Origin of the sequence: Pedobacter africanus (assembly GCF_900176535.1) — a bacterium.
In the GTDB taxonomy this organism is placed as follows: Bacteria; Bacteroidota; Bacteroidia; order Sphingobacteriales; family Sphingobacteriaceae; genus Pedobacter; species Pedobacter africanus.
On sequence record NZ_FWXT01000004.1, the window covers coordinates 144,792 to 163,074 of the forward strand.

Sequence of the window (18,283 nt, forward strand, 5' to 3'; positions counted from 1 at the left end):
TTCGGATTAATTCCCCGCCATCTGCTATAGTTTTATAGCCGTTATTTCTATATCATTGAATTTATATTTTCCATGGGCAAGCCTAATTTACAAAAAATACAAATTTAATTTTAGTTGTGTTTTTCTTTCAAAATATTTCCTACCTTGGATATAATTCGTGTACGTACACTAGTGCTTAGGGACACATCATAAACTGATAATGATAAAGCCGGAAAAAATAGAACATAAGGATGTCCTGACCCAAGACAAGGCACTGGAATTGATATTCAGCGATCTGTTTAGGACGTATGAGTATCCGCTTTATACACTTGCATTGAGATTGTCTAAAGATGATTTTGTGGCTAAAGATATCATTCAGGAAGTGTTTATGACCCTTTGGAATATGCGTGAAAAGTTGCACGAAATCAACAACATTGAAGCTTACCTTTTCCGCATTACCCGTTTTAAGGTAATCAGACATCTCCGTAAGGTATCGGCAGATGACCGTTTAAAAGAGAAGATCTGGCTGGCGCTGAAAGACCTGGAGCAAGATGGCACTGCCCGGATTGAGGAAAGGGAATTTAATGCAGTGCTTGCAACAGCCATAGCGCAGCTGCCCCTCAAAAGAAAACAGGTGTATCTGCTTAAAACAAACGAAGGCAAAACCTATAAGGATATTGCTGACGAAATGAAGATCTCACAACACACCGTAAAAAATCACCTGTCTTCGGCTACTGCGAGTATCCGTGATTTTTTAGTGTTGATTTTCAAGTGATTATATTTTTTTTGTTAAAAAAGATAAAAGACGGATAGGAAACCAGGACCACCTGAAGCTACTATATAGAAAAGCTTCAGATGAAAGAACGCATCACCTACCTTTTTATGCAATATTACACCAACAGGTGTACCCGGAAGGAATTGGAGGAATTTTTCCAGTTGATCCACGCTGCTAAGCACGATAATGAAATTAATGAACTCGTAAAAAACACTTACGACGAGATCAAAAAAAATAACCCCTCTCTTACCTATATTGATGAAGAGGGGAAACTTGTGCTCCGAGAACCCGATTGGCTACAGGAGGTTGCTGCAAATCAGTATGCGCAACCGATAAAAAAAAGAGTCCTGCCGGTATGGACAGCAGCGGCATGTTTGATGCTGGTTGCATTTGGGGCAATAGGTCTATGGAGACTTAAAAAGGGGACACCAGAAGTAGCCATAGTACAGAAATTTACGGAAAGGGCAGAACATAAATTCCTGTTATTGAATGACAGTACGCAGGTTTGGCTGAATGCTTCCAGCACCATTAACTATCCTGAACATTTTGACGAGAAAAAACGCGAGGTATACCTCAATGGTGAAGCTTATTTTGATGTAAAGCATGCAGATAAGGTGCCTTTTATCATTCATACCGGCGATGTAACAACCGTAGTGCTGGGCACGGCTTTTAACGTAAAAGCTTATGAGGGGCAGCAGCACATTACCGTTACCGTTAAACGTGGCAAGGTGCAGGTCATGAAATCGGACAGGGTAGTTTCTACCTTAATTAAGGGCCAGGAAGTCAAGATCGATAAAAAAGAAATCCACCAGACAGACAAAGTTGCAGACAATAACCATGCTGGGGCCTGGCAATATGGTTACCTGTCTTATGAAGACGAAAGCTTTGCCGACATCATCAGTGACATGGAGCGGGTTTATAACACCGAAATCATTGTAATGAACGCACAACTGAAGCAAACGCTCGTAACCACCTCCTTCAACAGGGATATTGGGGCAAGAAAGGCGCTCGAGATCCTGTGCAGGCTAACGGATGCAAAGCTTGAAATTAAGAACAACCAATACTTTATAAAATAACCAGACAATCAATCGATTATTCACCAAAATAGCAATTCATGAAAGGAACCAGACAAAAATAAAAGACCGCCTCCGGGTACCAGCCGGAAAGCGGTATGATTAGTTAATAACCCATTTCGAGAATTATTAAAAAACATTCAAAACTATGCATTTAATCTTTACAAAGTGCCGGGAGGCGTGCTTTATTCCTGTTATTATGAAACTTTTTTATCTGATATGCTTTTTAACGCTTAGTGGAGTACTTCAGGCAAATACCCTGGTTGGTCAGGACCTGAACAAGGTGTTTGTATCACTTGAATTAAAGAATACCAGTTTGAAGGAAACACTCAAACAGATTGAGCGGAACACCAAAATACGCTTCACCTATAAAAGTGAAGATATTGCGGGGTTTAAGCCAATCAGTTTTCACAAAAGCAACCAGAAGCTGGTTGAGGTACTGGATGAATTGTTTAAGGACAGTAATCTTACCTATGAGGAAATCAGTACCAATGTATTGATCATAAAAAAGGCCCATGGTGCAGACCTGCAGCAAGCTGCAGAAACTCTGCCCCCGGTTGTCCTCAAAGGAAAAATAACAGATGAGAAGGGCTTGCCGGTACCGGGAGTAAGCATACTGATCAAAGGAACCAGTAATGGTACGGTAACGGCTCCCGACGGCAGTTTTACGCTAAATGCACTTCAAAATACAGGTATACTCGTAGTTTCCTTTATCGGGTACATTAAACAGGAAATCAGCTTTTCGGGCGCAGGCAATTATAATGTTAGGCTGGTTACCGATGCAAAAGGACTGGACGAAGTAGTGGTGATCGGTTATGGTACAACAACCAAAAAAGACCTGACCGGTTCTGTAGGCCAGGTCAAAATGGACGACCTGGTAAAAGCCCCTGTTTTTACCTTTACAGAAGCACTTGCAGGCAGGGTGGCTGGTGTTCAGGTTTCTACAAGTGATGGACAGCCCGGTAGTGCTCAGGATATTGTGATTCGTGGCTCGGGTTCGCTTACGCAAAGCACTGCCCCATTATATGTAATAGATGGCTTTGCCATGGAAAGCTTTCAAAGCAACTCTTTAAACCCAGATGATATAGAGTCGATTACCGTATTAAAGGATGCTTCCGGAACGGCCATATATGGTGCCAGGGGAGCAAACGGCGTGGTGGTGATACAAACCAAAAAAGGAAAAGCTGGTAAGCCCGTTATCACTTTGAACAGTTCGCTTGGTGTTCAGGAGCTGAGAAAACAAATGGAGATGATGAATCCGTATGAATTTGTGAAAATGCAGTCCGAAATGATCAATACAAATCTGGTAAACCAGGTTTATTTCCCCAACGGCAAAACGCTGGAATCTTATCGTAATGTGGCCGGAGTAAACTGGCAGGACCTGATCTTTCGCCGGGGGACAATGCAGACCCATAATTTTGCTATTCGAGGGGGTACTGAAAATACCAGGTATTCTGTATCTGGTGTGATAAACGACCAGGAGGGGTTGATGATCAACTCTGGATACAACCGGGCGCTGGCCCGGGTTTCTTTAGACCAGGATGTAAGCCAGAAACTGAAAGTTGGTTTCAATGCCAATTACAGCAGTGCCACTTCATTTGGGTTGGGGGCCGCGTCCAATACGGGAACAGCATCCATCTCTAATTACATATTTGCCAATGTATATGGATACCGACCCGTTTCTGCTAATGAAAATGTAAACCTGGAAGAGGAACTGTTTGATCCGGATGTGAATGTAGATGCGAGCAATGTGCGCATCAATCCGGTTATCACTGCAGAAAATACACACCGGAAAACCATCAACAACGAGCTCATTGGTAATGCTTATCTTACCTATAACTTTATAAAAGAACTGGCCTTCAATTCCAGGATAGGCTACCGCAAACGCGTAATACGGGGCGAGGCTTTTTATAATTCACTCACTCCACAGGGTTCTCCCAGCCCGGTTAATACCAGGGGGGTAAACGGCAATTTCAGCTTTGCAGAGAACGACACCTGGACAAATGAAAATACACTTACTTATCAGAAAACATTCAATACTGATCATAAATTCACTGCTTTGGCGGGCTTTTCACTGGAAGGGGTAACTACAAATACTTATGGTGCCACTTCCCAATTTCTTCCCAATGAACAGCTGGGAATGCTGGGACTTGATGAAGGGACGCCCCTGGCTATCACTGCCAGTGGGGGCAACAATAAGCTGATGTCATTTTTCAGCAGGATAGATTACGGCTACAAATCTAAATACCTGCTTACCTTAGTTGCCCGTGCAGATGGTTCTTCGAAATTCAGGCCTGGCAATCAGTGGGGTTATTTCCCGTCTGCAGCTTTTGCCTGGAACATGACCAATGAACCCTTCATGAAAGCCATGTCCTTTGTTTCCAATTCCAAATTGAGGCTAAGTTACGGTCGCTCCGGCAACAATCGGATCGGAAACTATGATACTTACAACAGCATCAGTTTTGATAACCGTGTAAACGGGGTTTCCTTTAACAATGGGATACCTTTAACCTCTGCCTGGTTGTCGGACCTGGGCAACGCTGCACTAAAATGGGAGACCATTGCAACAAGCAATATCGGTTATGACCTGGGCCTGTTCGGTAACAGGGTTGAACTAACTGCAGAAGTTTACAGAAAAACAACCAGCAATCTGTTGCTGAATGCACAGATCCCTTATATTTCCGGTTATTCAACCAGCACGAAGAATATTGGCAAAATCAAGAACGAAGGACTTGAACTTTCACTCAATACAGTCAACATTAAAACCAATTCATTTAAGTGGGAGAGCAATTTTAATATCAGCTTCAACAGGAGCAAAATCCTTGCCCTTACGGAGTCGAGCACTTTATTTTCAAGTGTATCGGGCGGATTTTCACCTGCACCTAATTTATGGGCAGCAAAAGTGGGGCAGCCTATTTCCGTTTTTCATGGCTATGTTTTTGATGGCGTATACCAGTTTGAAGATTTTGATAGTCCGGCTCCAGGAACTTATTCGCTTAAGTTAAACGTACCCACCAATGGCAATACCCGGGCCGCCATACGCCCTGGTGATATCAAATACAGCGACCTGAACGGTGATGGGGTTGTAAATGCATTTGACCAGACGGTAATTGGGCGGGCCGAGCCTGTACACACAGGCGGTTTTTCAAATAACTTCTCTTACAAAGGCTTAAGTCTGAATGTGTTTTTTCAGTGGTCTGCCGGAAATGATATTTTCAATGGAAACAGGCTGGTTTTTGAGGGCAATTCTCAATATGCTTACCATACCAATCAGTTTGCTTCATGGGCCGATCGCTGGACCCCCGAAAACCCTTCCAACAAATATTTCAGGGTAGGTGGTCAGGGGCCAACCGCCTATGGTTCGTCGAGGGTGATTGAAGATGGCTCTTATCTGCGCTTAAAAACGGTGTCCGTGGCCTATCAGATTCCTCCCAGGTTTGTCCGTAAACTTTACCTGAAGAGCCTCTCTGTTCAGGCCTCTGCACAGAACCTGGCTACCTGGACCAATTATTCCGGACTGGACCCGGAAGTATCGGTCAAGAGCTCTGCCTTGACCCGCGGTTTCGATTATTCGGCCTATCCGCATGCGCAGACCATTGTTTTTGGATTAAATGCAACCTTTTAAACCAGTATTTTAAAGATATTATCATGAAAAAGATCACTTATTTACTAATGATCATAGCTTGTTTAAGCACAAGCTCATGCAAGAAATTTCTGGAAACAGATCCTAAGGATTTCATTTCCCCGGAAAATTATTATCAAACAGAAGAGCACCTTAACCTGGCCCTTAACGGTGTATATGTGCCTTTATATTCCAGACCGGTTTATGGCAGCGTGTATTCGGCCAGGATGAACATGTGTGCCGATGAAGCATTTTATGCCCGTCAGGAGATTGGCATGCGCACCAATTCTCACGGCACGGGCGATGCAGAGCTGGAAGGATTGTGGAAAGCCATGTATACCGGTATAGACCGTGCGAATGCCTTGCTGGCCAATTTGCACAAACCTGCAATGGATGAAGGGAAAAGGCAGATCATCCGCGGACAGGCACTGTTTTTAAGGGGTTACTATTATTTCATGCTGGTGCAAAACTTTGGTGGTGTGCCGCTGGTGCTGCAGCCAACTGCTTCTCCTCAGAGTATTGAGGTGCCGCGTTCATCAGTAGCAGAAGTTTATGCACAGATTGTGAAAGACATGGAGGAATCGGAAAACCTGGTACAGCCTATCCGGATATTAGGGTTTGGAGGGAAGATCAGCCGGTCGGCCGTACGCGGTATCCTGGCCCGTGTAAATTTGTATATGGCTGGTTATCCACTTAACGATGCTTCGCGCTATGCGGAAGCCAGCAAATGGGCAAGAAAAGTAATAGACGATACCGAAGCCACACATGCATTGAACCCGGATTATAAAAATATTTTTATCCGCTATGCCAACGATACCTATGATGTAGCTGAAAGTATATGGGAAGCAGAGTTTTATGGCAATAACTCGAACAGCAACAATACTTTTGGCAATATCGGTAGCTTAATCGGTATGCCTGCTGCAAATGCCACTGTAGGGGTAGCTTATGGAATGCATCAGGTTACTGCAAAACTATACCGTAAATATGAAGCGGGGGATGACCGCCGCGACTGGAATATTTCTACTTTTGCCTATAACGCCACCACCGGGGCCAAAGTTTTTCTCGCCCAGGCTTTGCTGGACAATCCTTCAAATACGAGTATTTACGGTAGGTATGCAGCAAAATTCAGACGGGAATATGAGGTGGTAACACCAAAAATAGCCTACAATACACCACAGAATTTTCCTATACTGCGTTATTCCGATGTCTTGCTGATGTATGCAGAAGCAGAAACCCAGGCTAAAGGTCTTGTAAGTGCCGAGGCTATAGAGGCTGTCAATAAGATTAGAAGAAGGGCCTGGTCTTCCGGAATTAAAGCTATTGCGGTTACAAATGGGGGCACGGGATATACCACTGCACCTACAGTGAACATTGCAGGGGCTGGTGGGGCTATTGCAACTGCAACTATTATTGCCGGTAGTGTAACTTCGGTTACCTTAAGCCCCGATCCTGTTACGGGCGCGGGAGTTGCCAGGGGCAAATATACTGCTGCACCTGCCATAACATTTAGCGGTGGGAGCGGTAGCGGTGCTGCTGCAATTGCCTCAGTTTACAAAACAGAAGACGCCAACCTTACCACTGCGCAAACCGCCTCGAAAGATAGTTTTATGGAAGTGATCCGCGATGAAAGGATGAGGGAACTGGCCTACGAGGCATTGCGTAAGCCAGATCTGATCCGCTGGGGAATGTATCTTCCGGAAATGAAGCAAACGCTGTCCATGATGCAGTCAGATAATGCAGCCCAGGCCTTAACACAGCCCTGGTACCTGCTTACCTATGAAAATGTTGCGGAAAGGAATCTTTTGTATCCTATCCCTTCCCACGAGGTAACATTAAATCAGTCTCTGGTTCAGAACCCAGGCTGGTAATTCATTCACTTAATAACTACGCAAGCATGAAATTTATATATCAAATACCATTCTTACTCTTATTTCTGCTGTGTGCCTGCAGCAAATTTGATGAGCTTCCAACACCCGATTTTGAAGTGAGTACTACAGCTACAACCTATAAAAAAGGGGTGCCCATTGAATTTAACTTCAAGGGTAATCCACAGTTCATCTCAGTATACACCGGCGAAACGGGAAAAGATTATGCATTTAAGGACGGGCGGGTAATGGACGTAAACAGTTTGAAGCTTTCTTTTAACAGTTCTGTTACCAATGCCACCGGAGCAGGTACGCCGCAAACTGGTATGTTTTCGCTGATGGTATCCACAGATTTTAACGGCGATTATTCAAACTTTGCCAGCATAGCAGCTGCCAGCTGGGTAGACATTACCAACCGGCTTGCCAAACAGGAAGCAGCCACCACTACCGCAATTACGGCTGCAACCCCTGCAGACGGCATAGACCTTACTGACCTTCGTGTGGCTGGTAAACCTTTATACATTGCATTTAAATACAATATCCGTGAGCAAAGTACCTATGGTTTGTGGAGGGCCTGGAGGTTTCAGGCTTTCAGTTTAACTGCCATGGGCAACTTGGGTAGCCAGGTATTGGGCAACATGACCACTACAGCCTTTCGGGTAGTGCAGAAAAATCCGGAGATTGTTTCCAGAACTACCGCCACTACCGCAACATTAACACTTTTACATGCTGATCTGGCCCTGAATCCGGCCGCTGCCGAAATACCTACCCAAAACTGGATCATTACACAAGGGTTTACCAATGTTAATAGTGTTGATTTCGGGCCTGACCTGGCTACAGCCATACAGGGTGGTACCAGTGCAGTAGAAAAAAAGAACTATACCTACACTTTTACCAATGCCGGTAAATACAAAGTATATTTTGTAGCTGCCAATGCAAGTACAAAGGATAGGAAAGAAGTGGTGAGATCGCTGGATATTACGATAACTGATTAATTTTTGCTGGTAACCGTTATAGGTGCCGTATTGTCCTTTGTGGTTAGGGGCAGGTGCCGTTTCAGCAGTAACTGGTTGCCGTAGGGAGTGCGTTTGAATTGTCAAACGCCTCCTTAGTTATTTAACAAATACACAAATGAACAACAGAAGAGAATTTTTAAAATTAACAGGTATTGCGGGAGCCGGATTATTGGCAGGATGTGGTACCAGGAAGCTGACAGCAGGTTCCGGAACAATATCCGAGCGTGTAAATCGGACGCAAAAGTTCAACATGTCGGGCTATGCAGCACCGGCCCTGCAAACCGTTCGGATAGGCTTCATAGGCGTAGGTAACCGGGGTGCTGCGGCAGTAAAACGCATCAGTAAAATTGAAGGGGTGGAAATTAAAGCGATCTGCGACCTGCGTCCCGAAAAAGCCGAGGCTGCTAAGGCGGCCATAGCAAACACCATACATCGCCCGGATCTTTATAGTGGTGCTGAAAATGCCTGGAAAAAAATGTGTGAACGAAACGATATTGACTTAGTTTACATTGTTACGCCCTGGAAGTTGCACACCCCGATGGCGGTGTTTGCTATGGAACACGATAAACATACGGCAGTTGAAGTCCCCGCTGCCGAGACGGTTGAGGAATGCTGGCAACTGGTAGAAACTTCTGAAAAAACAAGGAAGCATTGTATGATGCTGGAGAATTGCTGCTACGATTTTTTTGAATTGCTTACACTGAATATGGCCCGGCAAGGTTTCTTTGGTGAGATTGTACATGCCGAAGGCGCTTACCTGCACGACCTGTTGAAAGAGAATTTTTCCAAAGAGAAATATCAGGACATGTGGCGCCTGAAGGAAAATTACATCAGCGGCAATCTTTATCCTACACATGGCTTAGGCCCGGTTGCACAGGCGATGAACATTAACCGGGGTGATAAAATGGACTATCTGGTGTCTGTATCAGGTAATGATTTTATGATGGGGGCAATGGCCCGGGACCTGGCCGCTAAAGACAGTTTTTACCAGCAATTTGCCGATAAAAAAGGTTTCAGGGGCAATATGAATGTAACCACCGTCCGTACCAGCAAGGGCAAAACCATCATGATCCAGCACGATGTCACTTCGCCGCGCCCTTATTCCAGGTTGCACCTCATCAGCGGAACCAAGGCCATAGCCCAGAAATACCCGCTGCCCGCACGTATAGCTACCAGTCATTTAAACTGGTTATCACCTCAGGAAATGAAGTCGCTGGAGCAGAAGTACCAACCAGCGATAGTAAAGGAAATAGGTGAACTGGCCAAAAAAGTAGGTGGCCATGGCGGTATGGATTTTATGATGGACTGGCGTTTAATAAATTGCCTGCGCAAAGGACTGCCCCTGGATATTGATGTGTATGATGCAGCCAGCTGGAGCGCCATTAAGCCTTTAAGTGAATCTTCAGTGGCCAATCGTTCCAATTCAATCGATATCCCGGATTTTACCGGAGGTTCATGGAAAACGAACCGGCCGGCCGATATGGGGATCTGAGAAAAAAACTGCTAATTAATCTCACAAAAAAACAGCTTTTTAAAAAATAAAAACCACTTTTGCAGAACTGAAAAGCAATAGAATGATCATGTAAAAAAGTACTGCATATATGGAAGAGGAAGTTGTTGAAGAAATCGTAAACCTTATTGAGCAGGATGATGACGCACAATTGAAAGTTTACCTGGATGACCTTAACATTTCGGATGTTGAACACCTGATAGACGAACTCCCCCAGCATGCAGTAAAGTTCATCGATACCTTATCTGTAAAAAGAGCGGTAAATGTTTTCAGGATCCTCGACTTTCCAACACAGGAAAGGATCATCAAAAAACTTCCCGGAAATAAGCTTGCGGAACTGATCAACCTGCTGCCTCCTGATGACCGTACATCCTTGTTCAGTGAGCTCAAAGGCGATGCTGTTAAAAAGCTGATCATCCTGCTGCCTGCAAAGGACAGGGTAGAGGCCCTCTCGCTTTTGGGTTACGAAGAGGACAGCGTGGGGCGTTTGATGACACCAGATTACGTGGCCGTAAAGAAAGACTGGACCGTGAGCCGTGTATTGTCGCACATCAGGCGCTATGGTAAAAATTCGGAGACCATCGACGTGGTTTATGTGATCGATAAAGAGGGGGTATTGCTGGATGACATCAGGATCAGGGAAATCCTCCTTGCTGATCCCGAAGCAAAAATAGGAGATCTTACGGATCACCGGCTGATCTCCCTGAAGGCAAATGACCCACAGGAGGAAGCCATCAATGTGTTCAGGATGAACAACAGGGTAGCCCTGCCGGTAGTAGACGATAACAACGTGTTGCTGGGTATCGTAACGGTCGATGACATTCTCTGGATTGCCAACGAGGAGTATACCGAGGATATGCATAAAATAGGGGGTACCCAGGCGCTTGACGAGCCTTATCTGGATATGCCGATTTTTGGTTTGTTCAGACGCCGGATTGGATGGTTGGTTGTATTGTTTTTAGGTGAAATGTTAACCGCCACCGCAATGGCGCATTTTGAAGCCGATATTGCCAAAGCCGTTATATTGGCAATGTTTGTACCGCTGATCATTTCGAGTGGGGGGAATAGTGGTTCCCAGGCTTCTACATTGATCATACAAGCTATGGCACTTGGAGAGATCACAATTGGTGATTGGTGGCGGGTAATGCGCCGGGAAATCATTTCTGGTTTGATGTTAGGGATAGTGCTGGGCTCGATAGGTTTTTTAAGAATATTTGTATGGACTTTCTTTACAGATATGTATGGGCCTCATTGGGTCTTAATCGGAATAACGGTTGGTGTTGCCCTGATCGGGGTTGTACTCTGGGGATCCTTAGCCGGCTCTATGCTGCCTTTGCTACTTAAAAAACTAGGTGCCGACCCTGCAACTTCTTCTGCCCCTTTTGTGGCTACGCTGGTGGATGTAACCGGACTGATCATTTACTTCTCTGTGGCCGTTTTATTTTTGACAGGGGTACTGCTTTAAACTATCATACTTTTTTTACATCCGATTGGCGCAGGTCTATTCCACAATTAGCAGAAATATATGTAAGTTGCAGGCAACTAACAAAAAAATAAGATGAAGAAAACGATAGGAATACTGGCTTGTGCGCTTATGCCATTTTTAGGTTTCGCACAAAATCCACAGCAAGACTGGCATTTAAAATCCAAAGACACAGATAAGATCTATGGTACAGGTGTGATCAAAGCTTATGCTGAACTGCTAAAGGGAAAAACACCTAAAACAGTAGTGGTAGCTGTATTGGACGGCGGTATAGATACTTTGCATGAAGATCTGAAAGCAAACTTATGGCGCAATATAAATGAGAGGCCGGGTGATGTAGATGTGGATGGAAACGGCTATAAGGGCGATGTGCTGGGCTGGAACTTTCTGGGCGGGCCTACCGGCCAGGTTACAATTGAAGCTACAGAGGTGCAGCGTATTTATTTTAAATATAAATCGCAGTTCGAAAACGTAAAGAACGAGCAGGATTTAAAGAAGAAGGACCGGAAGTTATACCAGCAATGGCTGTTCGCTAAAAAGAACTTGACAAAAAAAGACTCTGTACCACCAGTTGATTACCGTGGCCAGCAGGTGAAAGACGATTATTCCAATATTAAAGACCGTTTTTACGGAAATGCAAACCTGATGGGCGATCCTTATTTTCACGGTACGCACGTGGCTGGCATTATTGGTGCCGAGCGTGGCAATGGTAAGGGAATGGACGGCATAGCCGATGCAGTGAAACTGATGGGGATCCGTGTGGTGCCTAACGGTGATGAATACGATAAAGATGTGGCATTGGGCATCAGGTATGCGGTAGACAACGGCGCTCAGATTGTGAATATGAGTTTCGGTAAAAAGATTTCGCCAGACCGTAAAATGGTTGAAGATGCAATCAGATATGCAGAGAAGAAAGGTGTATTGCTGATCAATGCCGCGGGTAACGATGGCGTTAATGTAGATAGCCTGCCGCATTATCCAACCCCCTTCTATATGAAAGGCGATAAAAAATTCCCGAATATGATCACCGTAGGTGCAAGTGGACAAACTGAGGCTGCTCTGATTGCACCATTCAGTAACTACGGCGATAAAACTGTAGACGTGTTTGCACCCGGAGTAGCCATTTATGCCACATTGCCAGAGAACAAGTACCAGCCATTGTCGGGTACCAGTATGGCAACCCCTGTGGTTGCTGGTATAGCCGCCCTGATTAAAAGCTATTACCCGGAACTTACTGCGAAACAGCTTAAACAGATCATCGAGGAAACGGTTACCAAAATTGATTTCCCGGTTACCAAACCCAAGTCGAAAGGCCAGAAAGTAGCCATGACCGAACTTTGTAAAACCGGAGGGATTGTAAATGCTTATGCTGCACTGCAAATGGCAGAGCAGATGAGTAAAGCCAACTGATCCTATTAAATGACAGGCTACAGTGAAATTCCTGATGCGGATCTTGCTGCTTTACTAAGGGAAAGTGACAAGGCCGCATTTACCGAGATTTATAACCGGTATAAAGGCGCACTCTATGTATATGCCTGCAAAATTGTGAAAGAAGAGGACCTGGCCGAAGACCTTGTTCAGGAAATTTTCATCTCTTTATGGGACAAACGCGAAACGGTGGTTTTTAGGACCGCCGTTTCTGCTTATTTATTTACTGCCCTGCGCTACAAATTCTTTGATTGGGTAGATAAGCAAAAGGTCAGGGCCGATTATGCCGCCTCACTGCAGGTTTTTATAGACCAGGGCGAATGGGTAACCGATAACCATATCGCTGAAAAAGAGCTGCTGAGTTTTGTAGACCGGCAGATTGAAATGCTGCCCGAAAAAATGCGTAATGTTTTTTTACTCAGTTATAAAGAGAACCTTAGTTTTAAAGAAATTGGCGAACGTTTAAATATTTCTGATAAAACCGCCCAAAACCAGGCAAATACTGCGTTAAAAATACTAAGGACCAAACTGGGTACTTTTGCCGTCCTGTTTTTTATTTTTCATTAATTTTTTATTGGTCTGGGAATTTTGTGCCGGTTAACCTACTTGTGGTAAAGGGGGGATATTTTAACCCTTAGCTATGATGGATAAATACCGGGCCAAAGCACTGATTTCAAAATACAAACAGGGGACAGCCACTGAAAAAGAACGGCTGCTGATAGAACAATGGTTCCTGGCAGATCTTGAAGAAAGTGCCTGTGTGCCGGACAGGGAAAGGATTGACGCGGCCGATCGCCGGATCAGTGCGCATCTGCAGCAGCATATTGGTGCTGTAAAGCCTGCAGGCCAGCGGCTGTGGTTCCGTGTTGCCGGAGTGGCCGCAGTAGTGGCGATGGCTTTTGGCATATGGTTTTACGCCATCAGGCCTTTTGCCGGGGAAAGCGGAGCTCCGCGGAACTATGCCAACGACATTCAGCCCGGGAAGCATACTGCAACATTGACACTGGCCGACGGCAGGACACTCGCGCTCAGCGACGCAAAAAGCGGGCTTGTTATTGATGTTTCGAACCTGAAGTATAATGACGGGACTGATGTGGAGTCCGCTGTTAAGGAGGGGGCATCATTCGCTAAAGAAACCATGACCATCAGTACCCCGCTTGGCGGGACTTACCAGGTTGCGTTGCCCGACGGCACTAAGATCTGGCTAAATGCAGGTTCTTCTCTTAAATTCTCTGCCGCATGGAAAGGGCAGCCAGAGCGTAAGGTCTGGTTAAGTGGTGAGGGCTATTTTGAAGTAGCCAAAACAGCCCGCCACAGCTCTTTTATTGTGGTAACAGCAAAACAGCAGGTAGAGGTACTGGGCACCCACTTCAACATCAGCAGCTACGCTGATGAACACCATACCGCAACTACGTTGCTTGAGGGCTCGGTGCGGGTTTCGTCAGCCCTCCCTGGGGTTCCGGATGATGTGGTACTTAAACCCAATCAGCAATCTGTTTTAACAAATAACAACCGGATTACTGTAAAAACTGTAGATACTGAGCAGGCTGTTGCCTGGAAAAACGGGCTCTTTATTTTTAATGATGAACCCCTCCACCAGATCATGAAACAAATTGCAAGGTGGTATAACGTAAAAGTCGTTTACGAGGGTGTAGATGAAAATAAAAAATTTGGAGGCAGCATTTCCAGGGCGGGGCAGTTGTCAAAAGTACTCAGGCAGTTGGAAAAAACCGGTGGCGTGCAGTTTGAGGTCCAGGAAAGGAGGGTCATTGTCATGAAATAACCTCTACGCAAAAAAATAACCGGAAGTATTTTACCACTCCCGGCTTTTCGTCTTGATGTTCACCTATGAAAATGAACTAACCTTATCAGTTAACCGTTACGGCTGTCTATAAATTTCGACGTTTCCAGGCAACCGCAACAAACCAAAACAATCAAATTTATGAATTTTAACCAACTATGCAGGCATGTTGTGCCAATAGTTAAACCTAGGCAATTGCCGGTGATTGCCCATGCCCGTTTCGGCGCAGGCAGGACCAGCAACAGAGAATGGATTATGCGGATTAACTTAATCATTACAATGATGACCCTCTGCCTGGTGCAGGTTTACGCAGGAACATATGCGCAAAACATCACACTGCAAAAGGACAAGATGGGCTTAAAAGAAATTTTTCTGGAGATCAGGAAACAGACCGGCTATACCGTAGTTTACGAAACTGAACTCATCAGTAATGCTGCTGCAGTAAAAGCAGATTTTGTAAACGTGCCATTGAGAAAAGTACTGACACAGGTTCTGGAACCACAAGGCCTTGCTTTTTTTATTGAGGATAAGGCCATTTCAGTACAAAAAAAGGAAAAGAATATGGTAGATAAGCTCTACGACTTTCTTGCGGTGGCAGAAATTAAAGGTACTGTACTTGACGAGCAGAACGAGCCGCTTCCCAATGTGACCATACAATTAAAGGGTACAAACATAAAAACCCATTCCGGTAAGAATGGTACTTTTATCATTCAGGCACCTGTGGAAGGAATGCTGGTATTTTCTTATGTGGGATACGTAAGCCGTGAATTGCCTGCCAGACCGGGGATGACCATTACCATGGCCCCAGAGCTCAATAAGCTGAACGACCTGGTGGTGGTAGGTTACGGCAGTACCCGTAGAAAGGACCTGACCGGCGCCGTGGCTTCGGTTGACATGAAGGAAGTAAGCAATGTACCTTTTGTAAGTCTGGATAATGCCCTTACCGGTAAAGCCGCAGGTGTACAGGTAGTACAGGGCGATGGATCACCAGGTGGGGTAGCCAAGATCCGTATTCGCGGTGGCGCTTCCTTACTGGGTGGGAATGACCCGCTTTATATTATCGATGGTGTGCCCGTTACAGTTCAGAACAGTTACCTGAAAACATCGGCCGAGATCATTAACCCGGTAGAGGCCACCCTTCGCAACGAAGCAGGGCTTCTGAATGGGACCAGTGTTTCAGGCTCTTTTGCAAGGGGAATCAATAGTCTGGGCGGTATCAACATCAATGATATCGAAAGTGTCGATATCCTCAAAGATGCTTCCGCTACAGCGATTTATGGTTCTAAAGCGGCAAATGGTGTAGTCATCATTACCACTAAAAAAGGAAAACTGAACCAGAAACCTATACTTGAAGCCAATTACTACACGGGCATTACCAGTCCGGTTAAAGAAAAACTGCTGAATAAGGACGAGTATATTATGGTGATGAAAGAAGCTGCCAAAAATTTCAATGACATCAGGGCAGAAATTGGCAGGCAGCCTAATGCGATTGCTACCAGCATTTTAACAGACCCTAATTTCTTTGGGAGCAACAATACCGACTGGCTCGACCTTACCTTAAGAAATGCCGTAAGCCAGAATGCAGATATATCTGTGCGGGGCGGTGGTGCAGGTTCTACCTATTATACTTCTCTGGCGTACATGAAGCAAAATGGTGCAGTTTTGGGCTCTGATTTCAGCAGGGTTGCCGGAAAAATTAACCTCGATAATTCCATCACCAAAAAACTGCGGCTCATTACCAACCTGGACTATGGGTTTTCCAAAAACAACATCAGCAACGGGGTGTACTCACATGCTTTACTGGCGCCGCCAACAATTGCCCCCTATAATGCCGATGGCAGTATCCGCGTATTTACAAATAAAGACCTTGGAACAGGGGCTTCCGAGGCTTTCCTGTCCAGGCATCAGAATCCGCTGGCGCTGCTAAGCGCCACCAACGAGGGTAAAACGACTTCATTGATCGGCTCTTTATCTTTGGAATATGAAATACTGCAGGACCTGAAATTTAAAAGTACCGTATCGGTAAACCACAGCAATTATCACCAGCTCAATTACGCCCCGGGTATGGTAAATGTAGGGAGTAAAAACGGACAAACCAGCTCCCAGGGAGGGATTGCCACACAAGGGCAGACGGAAACCAACACCGTATTCATAGAAAATACTTTTACCTGGAACAAGCAGTTCGATGAGGAGAACCGCCTGAATTTACTGGTGGGTACGTCATTTGAAAAGAACCGCTTCAATTCCTTTTCTGCAAGCGGGCAAGGCTTCCCTGATGATGATTTTTTGAATGGCCTGTCATCTGCCGCCATACCATTGGCCCCCTTTAATGCATCAGGACAAAATGCACTGCTCAGTTTTTATATAAGGGGCAATTATGCCTGGAAAGAAAAATACCTGCTTACTTTTACCGCAAGGTCTGATGCGTCCTCTAAGTTTCCTGCTGAGAACAGAGTAGGTTATTTTCCTTCGGGAGGACTGGCCTGGAGGCTTTCACAGGAGAATTTTATGAAGAAAGCCAGCTGGATAGATGACCTGAAACTGAGGGCCAGTATAGGTTATACCGGTACACAAAATATTGGTAACAATCTTTTTTACACGTTATATACACCTACCTCATTTGGAGGCGAAAATGCATTGATCCCCACACAACTGGGCAACAATACCATCAAATGGGAGTCAACCCTGCAGAAAGACCTTGGGCTGGACTTCTCCCTGTTCAAATCCAGGCTATCCGGAAGTTTTGGTTATTACGAGAAAATTGCGAGCGGCGTATTGTTCAATACACCGGTGGGTACCAGTTCCGGTTTTAAGAATGTGATTGCCAACGTGGCGAACATTAAAAATAGGGGCTTAGAACTGGATCTTCGTGCAGAGTTTATCGCTAAAAAGGACTTTCAGTGGTCGGGCGGGCTTAACATTTCCCGCAACAGGTCTAAAGTGCTTAAGCTTTCCAATGTATCGCCCGATCCGTCGAACCCGGGGGTTTATATTTTTGGAAATGCTGTGCTGAAAATCGGTGAACCTTTAGGCCTTTTATATGGCGTTCCGCAACAGGGAACATTGAAAAACCAGGCAGAAGTAGATGCTTATAAGGAAGTGAACATGCTATACCAGTATGGCATTAATCCTTATCTGGGTATTGGTTACAGTAAATTTGAACTGGATAAGGATGGTTATTATAAAAGAGATATTATAGGGCGTGCAGAACCCGATTTTTATGGGGGTTATACCAACACCTTTACCTACAGGAATTTCAGCCTTACTTCCTTGTTTACGTTTTCTTACGGTGGAGATATCCTGTACCTGCGCGATGCGCTCAATAAGCAGGCAAATAACCTGACCAACAGGGGGAAAAGCATCCTTAACCGCTGGACGCCAGAAAACCCAACATCTGATCGTCCACGCCTGGTCTACCTGGTCTCAGCTGAAAACATGACACCGGCAAGTAATGACGTGTACGATGCTTCTTACATCAAGCTCAAGTCCGTTACCTTAAATTACCAATTGCCTAAATCACTGTTAAATAAACTGAAGATCAGCCAGTGCTCTGTATACCTGTCGGGAATCAACCTGTTTGCCATTACAAAATATCCAGGCGCCGATCCTGAGGTGGGCGACGATCCGTACAGCATTATTGGGGGGTATTCAGATGTAGCTGCCTACCCTGCGGTACGTCAGTACAGCGCAGGTATACGTTTGGGGTTTTAAGTTAAATTATTGAAAGATAT

11 protein-coding genes are annotated in these 18,283 nt (G+C 45.1%); all 11 read left to right on the forward strand.

Translation table 11 applies throughout. From position 1 onward, the window contains the following. Nucleotides 1-199 precede the first annotated feature (199 nt). The 11 genes from B9A91_RS20460 (at nucleotide 200) to B9A91_RS20510 (ending at nucleotide 18,263) form a co-directional block, all read left to right on the forward strand. The gene (locus B9A91_RS20460) at nucleotides 200-754 is read left to right on the forward strand and encodes an RNA polymerase sigma factor (protein ID WP_084240901.1); all 555 of its coding nucleotides are present in this window, start codon (nucleotides 200-202) and stop codon (nucleotides 752-754) included. Between the two features lie 80 nt (nucleotides 755-834). Next, complete coding sequence (locus tag B9A91_RS20465; RefSeq protein WP_084240902.1) at nucleotides 835-1,830, forward strand: FecR family protein; 996 nt, start codon at nucleotides 835-837, stop codon at nucleotides 1,828-1,830. 196 nt (nucleotides 1,831-2,026) lie between these two features. Further along, nucleotides 2,027-5,452 (forward strand): SusC/RagA family TonB-linked outer membrane protein, encoded by a 3,426-nt coding sequence (locus tag B9A91_RS20470; RefSeq protein WP_235012627.1) that lies wholly within the window; start codon nucleotides 2,027-2,029, stop codon nucleotides 5,450-5,452. A 23-nt stretch (nucleotides 5,453-5,475) separates the two neighbouring features. Then, entirely contained in the window at nucleotides 5,476-7,317 is a 1,842-nt protein-coding gene (locus B9A91_RS20475; RefSeq protein ID WP_084240904.1) for a RagB/SusD family nutrient uptake outer membrane protein, read from the forward strand. A 26-nt stretch (nucleotides 7,318-7,343) separates the two neighbouring features. Beyond that, on the forward strand, nucleotides 7,344-8,309 hold the full coding sequence (locus B9A91_RS20480) for a DUF5017 domain-containing protein (protein WP_084240905.1): 966 nt from the start codon (nucleotides 7,344-7,346) through the stop codon (nucleotides 8,307-8,309). A 136-nt stretch (nucleotides 8,310-8,445) separates the two neighbouring features. Beyond that, nucleotides 8,446-9,822, forward strand: a complete 1,377-nt coding sequence (locus B9A91_RS20485) for a Gfo/Idh/MocA family protein (RefSeq protein ID WP_084240906.1) — start codon at nucleotides 8,446-8,448, stop codon at nucleotides 9,820-9,822. Between the two features lie 109 nt (nucleotides 9,823-9,931). Continuing rightward, a complete protein-coding gene (gene mgtE / locus B9A91_RS20490; protein ID WP_084240907.1) occupies nucleotides 9,932-11,305 on the forward strand; it encodes a magnesium transporter in 1,374 nt (457 codons plus the stop codon). Nucleotides 11,306-11,398: 93 nt separating this feature from the next. After that, entirely contained in the window at nucleotides 11,399-12,733 is a 1,335-nt protein-coding gene (locus B9A91_RS20495; RefSeq protein WP_084240908.1) for a S8 family peptidase, read from the forward strand. A 9-nt stretch (nucleotides 12,734-12,742) separates the two neighbouring features. Further along, on the forward strand, nucleotides 12,743-13,318 hold the full coding sequence (locus tag B9A91_RS20500) for an RNA polymerase sigma factor (protein WP_084240909.1): 576 nt from the start codon (nucleotides 12,743-12,745) through the stop codon (nucleotides 13,316-13,318). A 73-nt stretch (nucleotides 13,319-13,391) separates the two neighbouring features. Beyond that, complete coding sequence (locus tag B9A91_RS20505; protein ID WP_084240910.1) at nucleotides 13,392-14,534, forward strand: FecR family protein; 1,143 nt, start codon at nucleotides 13,392-13,394, stop codon at nucleotides 14,532-14,534. 159 nt (nucleotides 14,535-14,693) lie between these two features. Next, a complete protein-coding gene (locus B9A91_RS20510; protein WP_235012628.1) occupies nucleotides 14,694-18,263 on the forward strand; it encodes a TonB-dependent receptor in 3,570 nt (1,189 codons plus the stop codon). Nucleotides 18,264-18,283: the final 20 nt, after the last annotated feature.

What these genes read in the sequence shown, in the direction of transcription:
- B9A91_RS20460 (WP_084240901.1), top strand. Translation starts at nt 200, where the DNA reads ATGATAAAGCCGGAAAAAATAGAACATAAGGATGTCCTGACCCAAGAC.
- B9A91_RS20505 (WP_084240910.1), top strand. Translation starts at nt 13,392, where the DNA reads ATGATGGATAAATACCGGGCCAAAGCACTGATTTCAAAATACAAACAG.
- B9A91_RS20470 (WP_235012627.1), top strand. Translation starts at nt 2,027, where the DNA reads ATGAAACTTTTTTATCTGATATGCTTTTTAACGCTTAGTGGAGTACTT.
- B9A91_RS20500 (WP_084240909.1), top strand. Translation starts at nt 12,743, where the DNA reads ATGACAGGCTACAGTGAAATTCCTGATGCGGATCTTGCTGCTTTACTA.
- B9A91_RS20485 (WP_084240906.1), top strand. Translation starts at nt 8,446, where the DNA reads ATGAACAACAGAAGAGAATTTTTAAAATTAACAGGTATTGCGGGAGCC.
- B9A91_RS20510 (WP_235012628.1), top strand. Translation starts at nt 14,694, where the DNA reads ATGAATTTTAACCAACTATGCAGGCATGTTGTGCCAATAGTTAAACCT.
- B9A91_RS20495 (WP_084240908.1), top strand. Translation starts at nt 11,399, where the DNA reads ATGAAGAAAACGATAGGAATACTGGCTTGTGCGCTTATGCCATTTTTA.
- B9A91_RS20475 (WP_084240904.1), top strand. Translation starts at nt 5,476, where the DNA reads ATGAAAAAGATCACTTATTTACTAATGATCATAGCTTGTTTAAGCACA.
- B9A91_RS20465 (WP_084240902.1), top strand. Translation starts at nt 835, where the DNA reads ATGAAAGAACGCATCACCTACCTTTTTATGCAATATTACACCAACAGG.
- mgtE (WP_084240907.1), top strand. Translation starts at nt 9,932, where the DNA reads ATGGAAGAGGAAGTTGTTGAAGAAATCGTAAACCTTATTGAGCAGGAT.
- B9A91_RS20480 (WP_084240905.1), top strand. Translation starts at nt 7,344, where the DNA reads ATGAAATTTATATATCAAATACCATTCTTACTCTTATTTCTGCTGTGT.